Source organism: Pararhizobium sp. DWP1-1-3 (assembly GCF_049896125.1).
Lineage (GTDB): Bacteria > Pseudomonadota > Alphaproteobacteria > Rhizobiales > Rhizobiaceae > Pararhizobium.
Window position 1 is genome coordinate 225,571 of sequence record NZ_JAFCTR010000002.1, and the last position, 17,308, is coordinate 242,878.

The following is a 17,308-nucleotide window of genomic DNA, read 5'->3' on the forward strand; positions in this document are numbered from 1 at the left end:
CACCGCCGAGTGTCACTTGACACGATATCGCATGTGATATCAGGATAGGCATGATCGTCGTTGATGCTAATGTCTTGCTTTCGGCTTTCCGCTCATCGAACGGAGCATCGCATTTTCTTCTTCGCAGGATGATCAGCGGAGGCGTTTCATTTTCCATTTCACCCGCAGTTGCGCTTGAATATGAAGATGTTTTGAAACAGCCTGGGATTTTAGGCGATAAGGCCTGGCTCAGTCATCGCGAAATTGATGTCGTTCTCGATGCTGTTTTTTCTCAAGCCAAATTGGTGTCTCCATGGTTTCGTTTCAGGCCATTTCTGAACGACCCAAAAGACGACCTATATATAGAATGCGCTCTTGCCGCCAATGCGGATGCCATAGTGAGCAGCGACAGGCATTTTCAGCATCCAGCGGTCGAAGCCTTCGGGTTGAAGGTCATCAAAGCAGGAGAGTTCGTCGCTGGGTTGACGAGAAGGAGATGAACATGAGCACATACCCTTTGCGGCTTGCAGATCATGTGATGGAAGAAGCAAAACAAGTCGCGGCTGAAGACAATGTATCGCTAAACCAATTGCTATCGGCGTTCATCGCCGATGGAATCGGACATCGCCGCGCGATCATGAAACTGAAGAAACGCGCTGATCGCGGAAACGCGGGCGCTGCTCTGGCCATCCTAGATCGCACTCCGAATGTAAAGCCCGATGCTGGCGATGAACTCATCGCGGATTCCGGGCCGAAGACGTAGGAAGGTCATCCTAAAAGGCAGCTTTCCCCGCTGCCGATTTCACCGAACAAAAACGCCGGCACGATTTTCTCGCGCCGGCTTTCCAGATCAAGCAGAAAATACCGCTTATTTCTTCTTCTTGCCTGCAGCCGGACCTTCGTCGAAGCCGACATAGATCTTGGCGAAATCGCCGGCGCCGCCAGGCAGAGCGATGTTGGTCTTGGTGAAGATGAACTGGGCAGAGCCGGTGCCGGTCTGGACATCGACCGGATACTGCGTCAATTCCGAATAGAGCGTGTTCTTGCCGTCGGTCGCAGCAACGCGGATCGGCAGGTTGACGGTACCAGCACCTCCGGCCGGGCCGGAAACGACGCGGCCCTGGACGACGACGGTCATCACCAGCTGGCTTTCGTTCTGGACGCACTGGCGCGTCGTATCGGCCAGCGACGCTTGGTAGACGATCTTGGTCGGATCATCCTTGGCGCCCTTGGCGTAGGTCCGGTAGTTGGCGGTGCCGTCGAGCAGGTAGACCTGCGGGCAAGCGCCCTGGATGACCGCCGGTGTCGGTGCAGCGGCGCTGCCGCCTGCGTCGATCGCGCCGCCCGTGTCCGTTTTGTTGCAGCCCGCGACGACCACGAGAAGTGAAATTCCGAGAAGACGGATGGAAACTTTACCAAACACCTGACTTGACCCCCTGCCTTGCACAAATTGATGCCGCAGGCGTGACTGACCGCAAAATAAGGTATTTTTCGGTTTTCAGCCCTGCAACTTGAGCCTTTCAAGACCCTTGGCGATGGTCTATAGCAGCGACGCATTGAAAAATCGATTGGAGTCTGATGCCGGAACGCCAATTTTTCAGGACTCACTGAACCGGCCGGGTATAGACGAAAATCCGATATTTCCGTCAGCTTTGCCAAGGGTTGACGCAAAAAGAACCGCGGTTCGCACCGGGTTCGACTACTGCATATTCTATCCCTCGATCGGAATCGATTTGGGAAAGACTATGCAGTGGACTTGAAATGCTGCAGCGACCTTTGCGCGCCATGAGATGGCGCGCGGCGCTGCAGGGTGCCGGTCAATTCCCGCCGCAACGTCTGCGGCAGCAAACAGACGACGAAGGATGGTCAAGGTGAAGTATATCTCGACGCGGGGCGAAGCCCCTTCGCTGGGTTTTTGCGATGCGCTTCTGGCCGGTCTCGGCCGCGATGGTGGTCTCTATGTGCCTGAGGAATGGCCAAGCTTCACCAAGAAGGAAATCCGGGCGATGCGTGGAAAATCCTACCAGGACATCGCGTTTACGGTTTTAAGCCCCTTCATCGACGGAGAAATCCCCGGCGACAAGTTCCGCGCGATGATCGACGAGGCCTATGCGACCTTCCGCCATCCGGCGATTGCCCCGATTGTCCAGACGGGTCCGAATGCCTTCATCATGGAGCTCTTCCATGGCTCGACGCTGGCTTTCAAGGACGTGGCGATGCAGCTGCTCGGGCGGCTGATGGACCATGTGCTGACGACACGTAACGAGCGCGCCACCATCGTCGGCGCCACCTCGGGCGATACCGGCGGGGCTGCCATCGATGCCTTTGCCGGACGCGACCGTACCGACATCTTCATCCTCTTCCCGCATGGCAAGGTCTCGCCGGTTCAGCAGCGCCAGATGACCACCTCGACGGAAAGCAATGTCCACGCGGTGGCGATCAACGGCAATTTCGACGACTGCCAGAGCCTCGTCAAGGAAATGTTCAACGACATCGCCTTCCGCGACAGCGTCGCGCTCTCCGGCGTCAATTCGATCAACTGGGCCCGCATCATGGCCCAGATCGTCTATTATTTCACCACCGCGCTGGCCCTCGGCGGCCCGGACCGGATGGTCTCCTTCACCGTCCCGACCGGCAATTTCGGCGATATCTTTGCCGGTTACGTGGCGCGCCAGATGGGCCTGCCGATCGACAAGCTGGTGGTTGCCACCAACGAGAACGACATTCTTGCCCGCACGCTGGATACAGGCCGATACGAGATGCGCGACGTCAAGGCCACCACCTCGCCGTCGATGGACATCCAGATCTCTTCCAATTTCGAACGGCTGCTGTTCGAGGTCTATGATCGCGACGCCTCCAAGGTGCGCGGCGCCATGGCCAACCTGAAGCAGTCCGGCTCCTTCGAAATCGAGGACGATGCGCTGAAATCGATGCGCAAGGTGTTCCGGGCAGGCCGGGCAACCGAGAAGGATGTGGCGAAGACCATCGCCAAGACGCTGGAGACCACCGGCTATCTTCTCGACCCGCATACGGCCATCGGCGTCTTCGTCGCCAACAAGCATGAAACCACGAGCGTGCCGATGGTGACGCTTGCCACCGCGCATCCGGCGAAATTCCCGGCTGCAGTAAAATCGGCCAGTGGTATTGACCCGGCGCTTCCAACGTGGCTTGCTAATCTGATGGTCAGGGAGGAGCGTTTCGACGTTCTTGACGCCGAGCTAAAAGCTGTTGAAACCTATATCAACGAGCGGGCCCGCATCCGGAAATAAGGACGCAGAAAGACGTATGATGAAAGTTGAGTGCACCCGGCTGCAATCCGGGTTGACGGTCGTCACCGAGAACATGCCGCATCTTGAAAGCGTCGCGCTCGGGGTCTGGATCAAATCCGGTTCACGCGATGAAACCACGGACGAGCACGGCATTGCCCATCTGCTGGAACATATGGCGTTCAAGGGCACCGCGCGGCGAACAGCCCGCGATATCGCCGAGCAGATCGAAAATGTCGGCGGCGAAGTCAACGCCGCGACATCCACGGAAACCACCTCCTACTATGCCCGTATTCTAGAGGGCGATGTGCCGCTCGCTGTCGATATTCTCGCCGACATCCTGACGGAATCCTCCTTCGACGAGGACGAGCTGCAGCGCGAAAAGCAGGTCATCCTGCAGGAAATCGGCGCTGCCAACGACACGCCCGACGATGTCGTCTTTGATAAATTCGCCGAAACCGCCTTTGCCAACCAGACGATCGGCCGCCCGATCCTCGGCACGCCGGACACGGTCTTGTCCTTCACGCCTCAGCAGATCCGCACCTATCTCGACCGCAACTACACCACCGACCGGATGTTCGTCGTCGGTGCCGGTGCTGTCGATCATGATAGTTTTGTGCGACAGGTTGAAGACCGCTTTTCCAGCCTGCCGCAAAAGCCGGTGGCTTCTCCGGTCGCCGATGTCGCCCACTATACCGGCGGCGATGTCCGCGAAAGCCGCGACCTGATGGACGCGCAGGTGCTGCTCGGCTTCGAGGGCAAGGCCTATCACGCCCGCGATTTCTACTGTTCGCAGATCCTTGCCAATATTCTCGGCGGCGGCATGTCGTCCCGCCTGTTCCAGGAAGTCCGCGAACATCGCGGCCTGTGCTATTCGGTCTACGCCTTCCACTGGGGCTTTTCCGATACCGGCATCTTCGGCGTTCATGCGGCAACCGGCGGCGAAAACCTGCCGGAACTGATGCCGGTCATCATCGATGAACTGCGCAAGTCGTCGATGAACATCGAACAGCAGGAAATCGACCGTGCCCGGGCGCAGATCCGTGCCCAGCTTTTGATGGGCCAGGAAAGCCCGGCGGCGCGTGCCGGCCAGATCGCCCGCCAGATGATGCTCTACGGCCGCCCGATCCCGAACGAAGAATTGATGGAGCGCCTGTCCGGCATCACCGTCGAACGCCTGACGGATCTTGCCGGCCGGCTGTTCTTCGATACCATTCCGACGCTCTCGGCGATCGGCCCGGTCGAGAAGCTGGCGCCGATGGACGATATTCTTGGCGCACTTTCCAACAAGCCTGTCCGCGCCCGGGCTGCCAACGGCTAGCTTTTTTCTGATGAGCGACCTCCGGGCGTTCGTCGAGCGCCCGGCACTCTCGCATATGGTCTCAACCCATCCGCTGCGGAGGCTTCCATGACACGATCGGTCTTTCGGTTTCTGTCACGGCAGCCGGGCCCGGTCGAGATTGGCAACGCGACGCATATGCTGCGCCTGCCGAAATCAACCGATTACCGCCAATGGTATCAGCTGCGCAGCGAAAGCCGCGACTTTCTCGAGCCCTGGGAGCCGACCTGGCGGGCCGACGAGATGACCGAGAGCGCCTTTCGCTCCCGCGTCATCCGCAACGAACAGGAATTTTCCTCTGGCCAGGCCGTGCCGCTGTTCATCATTTCACGCGGCGGCGACCAGCTGATCGGTGGCTTGACCATCGGTTATATCCGCAGGGGTGCCGCCCAATGCTGCATGATCGGCTATTGGATGGGCGAACGATATGCCGGCATGGGGCATATGGCGCAGGCCGTCAAACTGGCTATTCCCTACATCTTTTCGAGCCTTCAGTTGCACCGTATTGAAGCAGCCTGTATTCCCGAGAACCACAGAAGCATCCGGCTCCTTGAAAACGCCGGGTTTCAGCGCGAAGGCTACTTGCGGGAATACCTGAAAATCAACGGGCAATGGCGGGATCATCTGATGTTCTCGCTGCTCTCGCAGGACAGCATGCAACATAAGAATTCGAGTGATTGATGTTTTTGACCCGCCTGCCACTTTCCCCGTCAGCACGAAGGCTCTTGGCGCTTCTCACCGCCATGATGATCGCGTTCTGGCTGATCGGCAACGGCGCGGCTTTTGCCACCGAACCCGTCAAGATTTCCCGCGAGGACACGGCACTCGACCTGACGGCGACGACGGAAATCTACACCGGCCGTGGCGAAGCCTTCCAGGTCTCGACGGCGCCGGGCACCGACGGCATCGTGCGGCGCATCGAGGTGCGCTCCAGCGCCGAAAACCACCAGGGCGACTGGGCCGTGTTTGCGCTTGCCAACGTTTCGGAAGAGCAGTTGGAGCGCGTCATCGTCGCACCGCATTTCCGTCTGGTAAATTCGAAACTGTTCTGGCCCGATCTCGGATCGCAGCGCATCCTGTCGATTACCCCGAGCGAAGGCTTTGCGCTCGACCGCCAGCCGAGCGACGAGGCCGACGTGTTCCGCATCACGCTCAACCCCGGCTCGGTCATCACCTTCGTCGCCGAACTCGCCGGTCCCGACCTGCCGCAGATCTACCTCTGGGAGCCGGACGCCTACAAGGACACGGTTAACGCTTTCACACTCTATCGCGGCATCGTGCTGGGCATTGCCGGCCTGCTTGCGGTGTTCCTGACCATTTTGTTCGTCGTCAAGGGAACCTCGATGCTGCCGGCGACGGCAGCGCTCGCCTGGGCGGTGCTGGCCTATATCTGCGTCGATTTCGGCTTCCTGTCGAAACTGATCTCGATTACCGCCGGCGATGAGCGCATATGGCGCGCCGGCAGCGAGGTGTTTCTCGCCGCAGGCCTTGTGATCTTTCTGTTCACCTATCTCAACCTCAATCGCTGGCACCAGCACCTGAGCTACGCGACGCTCGCCTGGATCCTCGGCCTTGGCCTCTTGTTCGGCGTGGCGATCTATGACCCTGCCATCGCCTCCGGTATCGCCCGCCTCTCCTTCGCGCTGACCGGCACGGCCGGGATCGTGCTGATCGCCTATCTCGGTTTCAACCGCTACGACCGCGCCATCCTGCTTGTACCGGCCTGGCTGCTGATCCTCGTCTGGCTGTTTGGGGCATGGCTGACCGTCACCGGCCAGCTCGCCAATGACATCGTCCAGCCGGCGCTCGGCGGCGGTCTCGTGCTGATCGTGCTTCTGATCGGCTTCACGGTGATGCAGCACGCCTTTGCCGGCGGTGCCTATAGCCAGGGGCTGTTTTCCGATCTGGAGCGCCAGTCGCTGGCGCTGACCGGCTCCGGCGATACCGTCTGGGACTGGGACGTGGCGCGCGACCGCGTCGTGACCATCCCCGACATTTCCGCCCAGCTTGGCCTGTCGCCCGGCACCATGCACGGCGCCGCCCGCAACTGGCTGCCGCGCCTGCATCCCGACGACCGCGACCGGTTTCGCGCGACGCTCGACGTGCTTCTGGAACATCGCAAGGGCCGCCTGAACCACGAGTTCCGTGTTCGCGCCGAAGACGGCCATTATCACTGGCTGTCGATCCGCGCCCGGCCGGTGCTCGGCGCCAACGGGGAAATTATCCGCTGCGTCGGCACCATCGTCGATATTACCGAGCAGAAGAATTCCATCGACCGGTTGCTGCACAATGCTCTCAACGACAATCTGACCGGATTGCCGAACCGGCAGATCTTCCTTGACCGGCTGCAATCGCTTCTGTCGCTGGCGCCCGGATCAAGCGCCGTGCGCCCCACCGTCATCACCATCGACATCGACCGCTATAAGCAGGTCAACGACATGCTGGGCATCGCTGCCGGCGACAATATCCTGATTGCGTTGACCCGCCGTCTGCGGCGTCTGGTCAAGCCGCAGGACACGCTGGCGCGTCTCGGCGGCGACGAATTCGGGCTGATCCTGATGTCGGAGCGCGATACCGCCAAGGTCGCCGATTTCGCCGATGCAGTGTCGAAGGCGATCATGGTGCCGCTCAATTTCGGCAATCGCGAAATTAACCTGACGGCCTCGATCGGCCTCGTCTCCTGGGTCGATCAGCAGGAAAATGCCGCAGGCCTGCTCGACGATGCCGAACTGGCGATGTTCCGCGCCAAGAAGGCCGGCGGCAATCGTGTCGAACCTTTCCGCCCGGCCTTCCGCGCTTCGGGCACCGACCGCCTGCAGCTGGAAACCGACCTGCGCCGCGCCATCGAGCGCAAGGAACTGAGCCTCGTCTACCAGCCGATCGTCCGCCTGGTCGATGCCGAGATCGCCGGTTTCGAGGCGCTGATGCGCTGGGAGCATCCCAAGCGCGGCAGCATTTCGCCGTCGGAATTCATCCCGATCGCGGAAAACTCCGATCTGATCAACGAACTGGGCATGTTCGCCTTTGAAAGGGCGACCAGCGACCTCATCGAATGGCAGATCCAGACCGGCGAACTGCCGATCTTCGTTTCCGTCAACCTGTCGAGCGCACAGCTGCTCAACAACGACCTCTATGACGACATCCGTGCGGTGCTGAACAAGAACCATTGCGATCCGCGCAAGGTGAAGGTGGAGCTGACCGAATCCGTCGTGATGGAAAATCCGGAACAGGCGCGGCTTGTGCTGGAGAAGCTGAAGGATGCAGGCCTAAAACTGGCGCTCGACGATTTCGGCACCGGCCATTCGTCGCTCGCCTACCTCACCCGCTTTCCGTTCGACACGATCAAGATCGACAAGTCGCTGGTCAGGGACCCCAGCGACAAGCGCTCGATCCTCCTGCGTTCGGTCATCACCATGGCCCGCGAACTCGAAATGCAGGTGGTTGCCGAGGGCATCGAATCCGAGGAAGACGCCATCCAGCTCGCCCAGATGGGCTGCGACTTCGGCCAAAGCTTCCTCTTCGGCCCCCCGATCGGCTCGGAATCGATACAGCGGTTGCTGAAGGAACGGTTTCCGCTGATGAAGCGGGCGTGAGTGAGTCGATTTTTATCTTGTGGGTAATTCGACGGGCGTCTGTTTTGGGAACTTTGCGGACATCAGACCGCTTCCAACGATTACGTTATTTTCGGGCAGCAAAATCTGATTGTCAGGCCGGATATTTTTGGTCGCAGAAACGTATGTGCCGCAGCGTAAAATCTTCATCCCTCTCCAATAATGCGAGAAGCTGGTTCACACGTTCTTTGTAAACCTCTTGGGCCTCCTGTTTGCTTCGACCAACACTTACAAATTCGTCCTCAGATCTTTTAGACAACCTATCGAATTTTTCTTTGTATGGTTTGGACTTTTCGGCCTGCGCCATATCTGCATATGCTTTGGCGATTATCGCAAACAATGCTCCGCATTGAATTACAGTGTCATCGTAAGGAGCCTTGTCATATGGAAGTCTCGTTTGCGAGTGCACAGGAAATGCGCTGACCGCGAAGGCAAAAAGTGCAAAAGAGGCATAATTTCGCATGCTTTGGATGTCCTGACACGGGGATTTTAGCTGCGATGGATAAGGACACACTTTCGTTAAACATTGGTTTTCGTTCACCATATGCGGTTGCCCGGAACGGTGTGAGTCAATCGCCGCTACGGGCGCAAAGCAGCCGGCAGCAATATCTTAAGCGCGGCCGGCCGCATCCGCGAAGGTAAATCAGAATTTTTTCGGCCGTTGCTCAACGAAGCCGATGACCACGCACTACTGCCCATACACAGCCCCGGCCTCCCGGATCAGCCTGTTGATGAAATCGAGTTTCTGCACCACCGGTGGCGAGAGCACGAAGGGGTAGCTGTCGGGCTGGCCCATGCTGCGCTGGATGCTGTTCAGCGCGACGCTGAGAGGAACCCAGGCATCGACCAGGGGCTGCGCACCCACCGCCCTGTAGGGATCGAAATCGACCTCGGCGGCCATGGCCTCGTGGCGGCGCGGTTCGGTGGACAGGCCGAACGAGCGGGCGGTTTCCAGCGTATCGACGATGTGGAAGAAATGCGCCCAGCATTCGGCGAAATCCTCGGCCGGATGGGCGCTGGCATAGGTGCTGATGAACCTCACCTGCCAGTCCGCCGGCGGCCCCTGTTCATAGTTGCGCTTCAGCGCCTCGGCATAGTCCTCCCGCTCATCGCCGAACAGGGCCCGCGCCTCGGCGAGCGTCTGCTCGTCGCGCACCAGCTGCGCCCAGTAGAAATGGCCGATCTCATGGCGAAAATGGCCAAGCAGCGTCCTGTAAGGCTCGTTCATCGATACCCGCACGCTTTCGCGCGTCGCATCATTGGCCTCTGCCGCCCGCAGGCTGATCAGGCCGTCCTCGTGGCCGGTCATGGCCGGCACGATATTGCCATTGGCATCGACTTCGTCGGCGAGGAAATCAAACACGAGGCCGCCCTGCGGATCGGCGTCGCGGCCGGGACGGGGCAGCTTCCAGCGCAGCAGCGAATAGAACAGGTGACGTTGCGCCTGGCCGATCTTCTGCCAGCGAGACAAGCCTTCGGCGTTGTCGGTCACCGGTACGATGCGGTTGTAGCGGCAGGCCTGGCAATAGACGTGGCCGTCATTGGCCGAGATCAGCCAGTTGCAGATGTCGTGCGCCGCATTGGCGCAGAAGCGGACGTCGGCTTGCGTGCGCGAAGACGCCTGCCACAGGTTTTCACCGGCGGGCGTCAGAGCCTCTACCGCCATCGCCTCGGGCAGGAAACCGAGCTGCGATCCGCAATTGATGCAGACGCGATTGTCGAAGTGAACGGGATTTCCGCAATTGCCGCATTCGTAAAGTCTCATGGCCCGCCCGATATGCTTGATGGAGTGGATTTCGGCGCAGCTGATGCCGGCCGTGATGTGGTCCCGTTCACAGAGAAATGCCCGCCGGCACAAGGCACAGCGGGCATCGGCGCTGAAATCTTCCATCCAGTTGAACCCGTCAGGACAGTCGATTCGCGCACTTTGGAGCCGCCGGGCCCTCTTTTCGAGGTCACCGGCGGCAAGCCGGATTAGAGGCGATCAACAGTGCCCTTGACAGCATCCTTGGCCTTGCCTGTCGCCGTCTGGACCTTGCCCTTGACTTCCTGGCCCTTGCCTTCGGCCTGCAGCTTGTCGCTACCGGTTGCCTTGCCGGCGGCCTGCTTGGCCTTGCCTGCAACCTGATTGGCGGCGCCGGAAATCTTGTCGGAAGTGCTACCCATGATCAGTCTCCTTGAGAGGTTGAGGACAACAACGGAGCGTCCTGTCCTTGCGACTGGAAAACGGGGAGCGGCCTAAATTGTTCCGGCGCTAGATCAAAAAGACGGAAAATAGATTGGCTAAGCGTGGCCTGCATCAACCGACAGCATTGCCGCCGCAACGCCCATCGATGCCAGCGCCCGGTCGTATTTATCGCCGAGATCGCGGTCGAAGATCAGTTCCTCGCTCGCCGGGCAATTCAGCCAGCCATTGTTGGCGATCTCGTTTTCGAGCTGGCCTGCGCCCCAGCCGGCATAGCCGAGCATCATCATCGCCTTTTCGGGCCCCTCGCCGCGCGAAATGGCCCGGACGATGTCGAGCGTCGCGGTCAGGCAGATGTCGTCGTTGACGGGAATGCTGGATTCGCTGAGATAATCGTCCGAATGCAGAACGAAGCCGCGCCCGGTTTCGACCGGCCCACCGGTCTGGATCTGGAAGTCACGGGTGACGCCGGGCAGCCGGATTGCCTGATCCTGATCGATGATGTGCAGATGCAGAAGAACGTCCGGAAATGTCAGCTGCTGCGGCCGGTTGAGAACGAACCCCATGGCACCGTCCTCCGAATGGGCGCAGACGAAGATGACGGTACGGGCAAAATTGCTGTCAAACATGCCGGGCATGGCGATCAGGAACTGACCGTCCAATACGCCGCGTTCGCGTTTTTTCTGAAACGTTGCCATCATGGTCTTAGCCTATCAACTCAGGTTCAAATGAAAGCGTTTCTACCCTGCTCTTTTGTTTTGAAGACCCCTGCCGGTCCTTGAGGCCGCGTGCCATCAAGAGAAAATGATCGCGGGGTGAAAGCCGGCATCTTTCAACCCTGCCCCAAAACCGATAAGCCTCAGCGTCATGAAACATCATCGCCTGTTAGAGAATGTGCCTCATTTGGCTGCGCTGGCAACCCTCCCGGCGTATTTTTTTATCACCCCTGCCGCCGATGCCGCGCAGAGCCGATGGGTACAGTCGGAGGGCGGCGAGGTGCGGATCGTCGCCGACAGGCCCGAGCCGGACGGCACGATCCCGGCCATTCTCGACATCCGGCTGAAGCCCGGCTGGAAAACCTATTGGATCGAGCCCGGTGCCAGCGGCATCCCGCCCCAGGTCACCATCGATCCGCGCGGCGGCATCTCCTTTTCCGGGCTGCGCTTTCCGGCGCCAAAAGCCTTTCACGACGGCATTGCCGGCTATACCGGCTATGACCATTCGGTGGCGTTCCCGCTGTCCCTGAAGCGGGAGAAGACTGGGGATCTCAGCCTGAAGATCTCCGTGTTCCTTGGCATCTGCAAGGACATCTGCATCCCGGTTCAGGCCGATCTTGATCTTTCCCTGCCGCAGGGGCTTGCGGAAAACCCGCTCGACCGGGCGCGGATCGACGATGCGGTCGCGGCGCTGCCGGCACTGCCGTCCGATACGTTCAAAGTGACGGCTGCCTCCTTCGATGCCGTTGAAAAACGCCTGCACCTGTCACTCGTCACGCCGCCGACGGCAACGCCTGCCGAACTGTTCCTGTCCGGCCCTCCCGGCTACAGTTTCGGCACGCCGGAGACTGTCGCGACGGACGACGGCAGGATCACGGCTGAAATCCCGGTGCGTGTTTCAGCAAAGAGCGGCGCATTGAAAAGCGGCTCGGTGAGGCTGGTCGCGCGCGCCGGCGATCAGAGCATCGAAACCCTGCTTGCCTTTGACTGAACCAAATCTATATTCCCATCCGACGCCACGGAGCCGCCGCGCTCCAGCCTTCCCGCAGAGACTTTTAGGAGTGAGACCGTGACCATTTCCGTCGGAGACAAGCTGCCCGCCGCCACCTTCAAGGAAAAGACCGCCGATGGCCCGGTCGAAATCACCACCGAGCAACTGTTTGCCGGCAAGAAGGTCGTTCTGTTCGCCGTTCCCGGCGCCTTCACCCCGACCTGTTCGCTCAACCACCTGCCGGGCTATCTCGAAAACCGCGACGCCATCCTTGCCCGCGGCATCGACGATATCGCCGTCGTTGCGGTCAACGACCTGCATGTTATGGGCGCCTGGGCGACAGCATCGGGTGGCATCGGCAAGATCCACTTCCTGTCCGACTGGAACGCCGCCTTCACCAAGGCACTCGGCATGGATATCGACCTGTCCGCGGGCACGCTCGGCCTGCGCTCGAAGCGCTATTCGATGCTGGTGGAAGACGGCGTGGTGAAGACGCTGAACGTCGAGGAAAGCCCAGGCCAGGCGACTGTTTCGGCCGCGGCCGCAATGCTTGAGCAGATCTGAAGGTTATCCGTCCGAATACTAGGTGATTGTCGCTGAGGAGGTCATTTTCTCCGCATTTTGTCGGATCACTTGGGAAATTCTGCGACTGTCCAATCTTCCGTCATCCCTGTGCTCGTCACAGGGATCCAGCCAGCCCAAGTCCTTGGGCTGGAAGGTCATTTGACCCGACGGACGTCGGGTCGCTGGATCCCCGCCACAAGGGCGAGGAAGACGGAGGGTGGGGTGCCGATTTCTCCAGAAAAGCCGTATCCAAGGTTTTCAGCAGTTCGAGCCTGCAGGCTTTCGCGTCTGTCACCACGGCCGCCTATTGCCCCCTCTGCTCAACCAGCCTTGCAAGCTGCCCGATGACCGTGCCCCAGCCGTCGTAGAAGCCCGCCTCTTCGTGACTGTCCCGGTCGGCATTGCTCTTGTGCATGACATGGGCGTGATAATCGGTGCCCTGTGGATGGTCTAGCAAGGTGATGATGGCCGTCATGAACGGCTGCTCGGCCGGCCGCCAACCGCCGGTCAGGGCATTGGTGAAGACAATCTTTTCGCCATCCTCGACGGCGAGGAAGCAGGCGGAGAGATGCGGCTGGAACGCGCCGCCGTTTTCGCTGATCTGCGTGGTGAAGGCGCCACCGGGGCTCAGATCCATCGCGACGACCTTGCATCTGGCCGGTTCGGGTACCCACCATTGCTCGAAGCGCGATGGATCTGTCCAGGCGCTCCAGACCAGCGATCGCGGCGCCTTGATGATGCGGGAAATCGTCAGGTCGAGTTCGGGATTGGGTGATGCGCTCATTTTCAATCTCCTTTTGCCTGTGCCTTGGTAACGAATTTTTCCAGCCTGCCGGTGCGGCCGTCCCAAAGCGCGCGTTGCGCCGACAACCAGGCTTCGACAGCGGCGAACTGCTGCTTCTCGAGGACGCAGGTCCGGACCCGGCCCTGCTTGCGGGTCTGGATCAGCCCACTGCCTTCGAGAAAATGAATGTGCTTCATGAACGACGGCAGGGCCATGTCGAATGGCTGCGCCAGGTCGCTGATGCTGGCCGGCCCCTCGCCCAATCGCGCCAGAACGGCGCGGCGGGTGGGGTCTGCGAGCGCCTGGAAAATGCCGTTGAGCTGCACTGAATGGTGATCCATAAGGCTAAGTATCAGCATCAGACAGTTAGCGCAACAGCTAAGTGTTAGACGCAAACGCCTCGGCGTTCTTGACTTGAGCGGGCAGCCTGTCAGGCTGAGACTACCGCGCTTTGCGGTTCCTTTCTGCTTCGAGCGCGCATTCGGGAGATCACGATGAAGACGTTTCTGGGTATTGTTGCCGCTTGTGCCGCCATGACAATTGCTGGGCAGGCAGTGGCCAAAATTCCGCTGGTCAATGCCACCTGCCCCGGCAAGATCGAGGTTCACGCCGATCAGGGCGGTCCGATCTACATCAATGGCAAGGAGGGCAAGCTCAAGGTCTTCAACGAGAACTATTACGAAGCCAAGGGCAGCGGCGTCACCATTTCGCTCAGCATCAACCCCGATGGATCGGCCGATGTCAGCTATACCGGCCAGGGCGGCGCAAACGGCGTTTGCACCGTAAAATAATCCACAGAGGTATCATGAACCAGAGCATTGCCCTGATCGCCCTTGTCGTTGCCGACTATGACGAGGCGATCGATTTCTACGTCAACAAATTGGGTTTCGTGCTCATCGAGGACAGCTACCAGCCGGAGCAGGACAAACGCTGGGTCGTCGTTAAACCACCCGGCGACGGAGGCACATCGCTGCTTTTGGCCCGCGCTTCCTCGCAGCATCAGGAAACATTCATCGGCAACCAGGCTGGCGGCCGGGTCTTCCTGTTCCTGCAGACCGATGATTTCTGGCGCGACCATGCGAAAATGGTCGAGACCGGCATCCGCTTTACCCGCGAGCCGAAAGAGGCCCCCTACGGCATCGTCGCCGTATTCGAGGACCTCTATGGTAACCTTTGGGATCTGGTTCAGTTCACCGACGGGCGATAGGGCTCAACGCTTCTTCTTGAACGGCTCCATGCCCTTGCGGGCCAGTTCGTCGGCGCGTTCGTTTTCCGGGTGGCCGGCATGGCCCTTGACCCAGTGCCAGGTGACCTTGTGGCTCTGGTTGGCGACGTCGAGCGCCTGCCAGAGTTCGCCGTTCTTTACCGGCTTCTTGTCGGCGGTCTTCCAGCCGTTTTTCTTCCAGCCGTGAATCCACTTGCCGATGCCGTCCATGACGTATTTCGAATCGGTATAGAGATCGACCTCGCACTGGGTCTTCAGGCTGGTGAGCGCGGTGATCGCCGCCAGGAGTTCCATGCGGTTGTTGGTGGTTTCCGCCTCGCCGCCGCACAGGTCTTTCTCGGTCTCGCCATAGCGCAGCACGGCGCCCCAGCCGCCCGGACCCGGATTTCCGGAGCAGGCGCCATCGGTAAAAATATCGACATGTTTCATGCGGGTATTGTCTCGTTAATCAGGCCGTATTCGGCAGCAGTTGCGATCGAGCGGTGGAATTGCAGCTTCTTCAGATATTCGAGCGGATCTTTCTTGACCACCAGCGCACCGGCCGGCGTCATCAGCCAGTCGTAGAGCCGGGTCAGGAAGAACCGCAGGGCAGAGCCGCGCGCAAGCAACGGCAGGGCTTCGATCTCGGCTGCCGTCAGCGGCCGCACGCCCTGATAGCCCGAGAGCAGCGCCATGCCCTTGGTGATGTTGAAGGCGCCGTCCTTTTCGAAGCACCAGGCGTTCAGGCAGACGGAGACGTCATAGGCGAGCAGGTCGTTGCAGGCGAAGTAGAAGTCGATCAGGCCGGACAGGCCGTCGCCGAGGAAGAAGACGTTGTCTGGAAAGAGGTCGGCATGGATGACGCCATGCGGCAGGTCCTTCGGCCAATGGGCTTCGAGGAAATCCAGCTCGGCGGCGATCTCGGCCGCAAGGCCCGGTTGAACCTCGTCGGCGCGGTCGCGCGCATTGTTCCAGAGCGGCCGCCAGCCGCCGACCGATAGCGCATTGGGGCGGCGGATTTCGAAGCCTTCGCCGGCCACATGCATGGCGGCGAGCGCCTTGCCGACTTCGCGGCAATGGCTGGCATCCGGCTTGCGCAGCCACATGCCTTCGAGAAACGAAATCACGGCAGCCGGGCGGCCGGACAGATGGCCCAGCAGTGCGCCATCGGCGCGCGGCAGAGGCAGCGGGCAGGACAGCCCCTTGTCAGCGAGGTGATGCATCAGGCCCAAAAAGAACGGCAGGTCGTTCTGGTCCACCCGCTTTTCATAAAGCGTCAGGATGTAGGCGCCCTTGGTGGTGTGCAGCAGGAAATTGGTGTTCTCGACGCCTTCGGCGATGCCCTTGTAGGATGTCAGCGTACCGACATCGTATTGCTGCAGGAAGCCGTTGAGATCGTCTTCGGTGATGTCGGTGTAAACTGCCAAGGTCTGATCTCGTGATTTGAGCGGAGGCGGATGGTCCTGAGTTCGAGGAGGCCTAACCCCCTCTGTCACTATCGTGACATCTCCCCCACAAGGGGGGAGATCATTCTTTTTCCTTACAGGCTTTCCGGTAAGGCGGGCAAAAGCTTGCGGTCAATCTCCCCCCTTGAGGGGGAGATGTCCCGGAGGGACAGAGGGGGGTACCCTCGGCAGAGCGACAACAGCGAAACCGTTATTCCCCATTCACAAACGCCATGTCCTGCGCCGTCAAAGGCACGTGGCGAAGCTCGCGGTTGACGAGGAAGTTTTCGGTTTCCTCGACCGTATCGGCAAGCTCCACCGCAGCATCATAGCGTTGGCGAAAAGCCTCGATGATCTCGTTGACGATGACTTCCGGTGCCGACGCGCCTGCCGACAGGCCGACTGTAGTGATATCGGCGAAATCATCCCAGTCGATTTCCGACGCGCGCTGGACAAGCACCGATTTTTTCGCACCGGCCCGCAGCGCCACTTCGACCAGGCGCTTGGAGTTCGACGAATTGGGTGCGCCGACGATGATGAAATGATCGCAGCCGGGGGCAGCCTGTTTCACAGCTTCCTGGCGGTTGGTCGTGGCGTAGCAGATCGAATCGGCGGCAGGTGCCGTAAGATTGGGAAAGCGCTCGTGCAGCCGCTTGATGACGCCGGCGGTGTCATCGACGGACAGCGTCGTCTGGGTGACGAAACCGAGGTTTTCCGTATCCGGCGGCATATAGATTTCGGCGTCCTCGACCGTCTCGACCAGCGACACGGCACCCTCCGGCAGCTGCCCCATCGTGCCGATGACTTCCGGATGTCCGGCATGGCCGATCAGCACCACGTGGCGGCCGAGCTTCTGGTGGCGCATGGCCTGCTTGTGGACCTTGGAAACCAGCGGGCATGTGGCGTCGAGATAGAAGAGATTACGCTCCGTCGCATCGGCCGGCACCGACTTCGGCACGCCATGCGCGGAAAAGACCACCGGCTGCTTGCGGTGCTCCGGCGGGATTTCGTCGAGTTCCTCGACGAAGATCGCACCCTTGGCTTCAAGGCCTTCGACGACGTAGCGATTGTGGACGATCTCGTGGCGGACATAGACCGGCGCGCCATATTCCTTCAGCGCCAGAACGACGATCTGGATCGCCCGGTCGACCCCGGCGCAAAAGCCGCGCGGGCCGCAGAGGCGCAAGGTGATCGGTGTCTTTGCTGGAAGGGACGTCGTCATTG

The 17,308-nt window shown here is 60.1% G+C and carries 20 protein-coding genes; 10 read left to right on the forward strand and 10 right to left on the reverse strand.

All coding sequences use genetic code 11. From position 1 onward, the window contains the following. Window positions 1–50: 50 nt before the first annotated feature. Both ACP7BS_RS05670 and ACP7BS_RS05675 read left to right on the forward strand, forming a co-directional pair. Entirely contained in the window at window positions 51–479 is a 429-nt protein-coding gene (locus ACP7BS_RS05670) for a putative toxin-antitoxin system toxin component, PIN family (protein WP_426236833.1), read from the forward strand. Between the two features lie 2 nt (window positions 480–481). Further along, complete coding sequence (locus tag ACP7BS_RS05675) at window positions 482–742, forward strand: hypothetical protein (RefSeq protein ID WP_426236835.1); 261 nt, start codon at window positions 482–484, stop codon at window positions 740–742. 105 nt (window positions 743–847) lie between these two features. Here the strand turns inward: ACP7BS_RS05675 and ACP7BS_RS05680 are convergent, their stop codons facing one another. Beyond that, a complete protein-coding gene (locus ACP7BS_RS05680) occupies window positions 848–1,402 on the reverse strand; it encodes a hypothetical protein (RefSeq protein WP_426228817.1) in 555 nt (184 codons plus the stop codon). 439 nt (window positions 1,403–1,841) lie between these two features. Between ACP7BS_RS05680 and thrC the strand changes: the two genes are divergently transcribed. From thrC to ACP7BS_RS05700, 4 genes are all read left to right on the forward strand, one after another. Then, window positions 1,842–3,248, forward strand: a complete 1,407-nt coding sequence (gene thrC, locus ACP7BS_RS05685) for a threonine synthase (RefSeq protein WP_426236837.1) — start codon at window positions 1,842–1,844, stop codon at window positions 3,246–3,248. 16 nt (window positions 3,249–3,264) lie between these two features. After that, window positions 3,265–4,566, forward strand: a complete 1,302-nt coding sequence (locus ACP7BS_RS05690; RefSeq protein ID WP_426236839.1) for a M16 family metallopeptidase — start codon at window positions 3,265–3,267, stop codon at window positions 4,564–4,566. 87 nt (window positions 4,567–4,653) lie between these two features. Beyond that, entirely contained in the window at window positions 4,654–5,265 is a 612-nt protein-coding gene (locus ACP7BS_RS05695; protein ID WP_426236841.1) for a GNAT family N-acetyltransferase, read from the forward strand. Next, window positions 5,265–8,177, forward strand: coding sequence for an EAL domain-containing protein (locus tag ACP7BS_RS05700; RefSeq protein WP_426228821.1), 2,913 nt, complete (start codon window positions 5,265–5,267; stop codon window positions 8,175–8,177). Before ACP7BS_RS05695 ends, ACP7BS_RS05700 begins: the two co-directional genes overlap by 1 nt. A 112-nt stretch (window positions 8,178–8,289) precedes the next feature. Here the strand turns inward: ACP7BS_RS05700 and ACP7BS_RS05705 are convergent, their stop codons facing one another. The 4 genes from ACP7BS_RS05705 to ACP7BS_RS05720 form a co-directional block, all read right to left on the reverse strand. Next, window positions 8,290–8,658, reverse strand: a complete 369-nt coding sequence (locus ACP7BS_RS05705) for a hypothetical protein (RefSeq protein WP_426228822.1) — start codon at window positions 8,656–8,658, stop codon at window positions 8,290–8,292. Window positions 8,659–8,883: 225 nt separating this feature from the next. Next, window positions 8,884–9,960 carry a zinc-binding metallopeptidase family protein gene (locus tag ACP7BS_RS05710; RefSeq protein WP_426237454.1) on the reverse strand — a complete coding sequence of 359 codons (1,077 nt, stop codon included), beginning with the start codon at window positions 9,958–9,960 and terminating at the stop codon, window positions 8,884–8,886. A 209-nt stretch (window positions 9,961–10,169) separates the two neighbouring features. Then, on the reverse strand, window positions 10,170–10,361 hold the full coding sequence (locus tag ACP7BS_RS05715; RefSeq protein ID WP_426228824.1) for a CsbD family protein: 192 nt from the start codon (window positions 10,359–10,361) through the stop codon (window positions 10,170–10,172). A 117-nt stretch (window positions 10,362–10,478) separates the two neighbouring features. After that, window positions 10,479–11,081, reverse strand: a complete 603-nt coding sequence (locus ACP7BS_RS05720) for a YqgE/AlgH family protein (protein ID WP_426228825.1) — start codon at window positions 11,079–11,081, stop codon at window positions 10,479–10,481. Between the two features lie 193 nt (window positions 11,082–11,274). On the opposite strand from ACP7BS_RS05720, the gene ACP7BS_RS05725 reads away from it, so the two are divergent. After that, complete coding sequence (locus tag ACP7BS_RS05725) at window positions 11,275–12,087, forward strand: protein-disulfide reductase DsbD domain-containing protein (RefSeq protein ID WP_426236843.1); 813 nt, start codon at window positions 11,275–11,277, stop codon at window positions 12,085–12,087. 78 nt (window positions 12,088–12,165) lie between these two features. Further along, complete coding sequence (locus tag ACP7BS_RS05730) at window positions 12,166–12,651, forward strand: peroxiredoxin (RefSeq protein WP_113243033.1); 486 nt, start codon at window positions 12,166–12,168, stop codon at window positions 12,649–12,651. A gap of 304 nt (window positions 12,652–12,955) precedes the next feature. Here ACP7BS_RS05730 and ACP7BS_RS05735 read toward each other — a convergent pair whose 3' ends face one another. Together ACP7BS_RS05735 and ACP7BS_RS05740 are read right to left on the reverse strand one after the other, a co-directional pair. Next, entirely contained in the window at window positions 12,956–13,435 is a 480-nt protein-coding gene (locus ACP7BS_RS05735) for an SRPBCC family protein (protein ID WP_426236845.1), read from the reverse strand. A 2-nt stretch (window positions 13,436–13,437) separates the two neighbouring features. Next, window positions 13,438–13,776 (reverse strand): ArsR/SmtB family transcription factor, encoded by a 339-nt coding sequence (locus ACP7BS_RS05740; protein WP_426236847.1) that lies wholly within the window; start codon window positions 13,774–13,776, stop codon window positions 13,438–13,440. A 153-nt stretch (window positions 13,777–13,929) separates the two neighbouring features. Here ACP7BS_RS05740 and ACP7BS_RS05745 point away from each other — a divergent pair, with 153 nt between their 5' ends. Both ACP7BS_RS05745 and ACP7BS_RS05750 read left to right on the forward strand, forming a co-directional pair. Beyond that, window positions 13,930–14,226 carry a hypothetical protein gene (locus tag ACP7BS_RS05745; protein ID WP_426236849.1) on the forward strand — a complete coding sequence of 99 codons (297 nt, stop codon included), beginning with the start codon at window positions 13,930–13,932 and terminating at the stop codon, window positions 14,224–14,226. 14 nt (window positions 14,227–14,240) lie between these two features. Continuing rightward, entirely contained in the window at window positions 14,241–14,642 is a 402-nt protein-coding gene (locus ACP7BS_RS05750) for a VOC family protein (protein ID WP_426236851.1), read from the forward strand. A 3-nt stretch (window positions 14,643–14,645) separates the two neighbouring features. Here the strand turns inward: ACP7BS_RS05750 and rnhA are convergent, their stop codons facing one another. The 3 genes from rnhA to ispH form a co-directional block, all read right to left on the reverse strand. Next, a complete protein-coding gene (rnhA, locus tag ACP7BS_RS05755; RefSeq protein ID WP_426125047.1) occupies window positions 14,646–15,089 on the reverse strand; it encodes a ribonuclease HI in 444 nt (147 codons plus the stop codon). After that, entirely contained in the window at window positions 15,086–16,066 is a 981-nt protein-coding gene (locus ACP7BS_RS05760; RefSeq protein WP_426236853.1) for a homoserine kinase, read from the reverse strand. Before ACP7BS_RS05760 ends, rnhA begins: the two co-directional genes overlap by 4 nt. A 229-nt stretch (window positions 16,067–16,295) precedes the next feature. Further along, window positions 16,296–17,306 carry a 4-hydroxy-3-methylbut-2-enyl diphosphate reductase gene (gene ispH / locus ACP7BS_RS05765; protein WP_426228832.1) on the reverse strand — a complete coding sequence of 337 codons (1,011 nt, stop codon included), beginning with the start codon at window positions 17,304–17,306 and terminating at the stop codon, window positions 16,296–16,298. Window positions 17,307–17,308 lie beyond the last annotated feature (2 nt).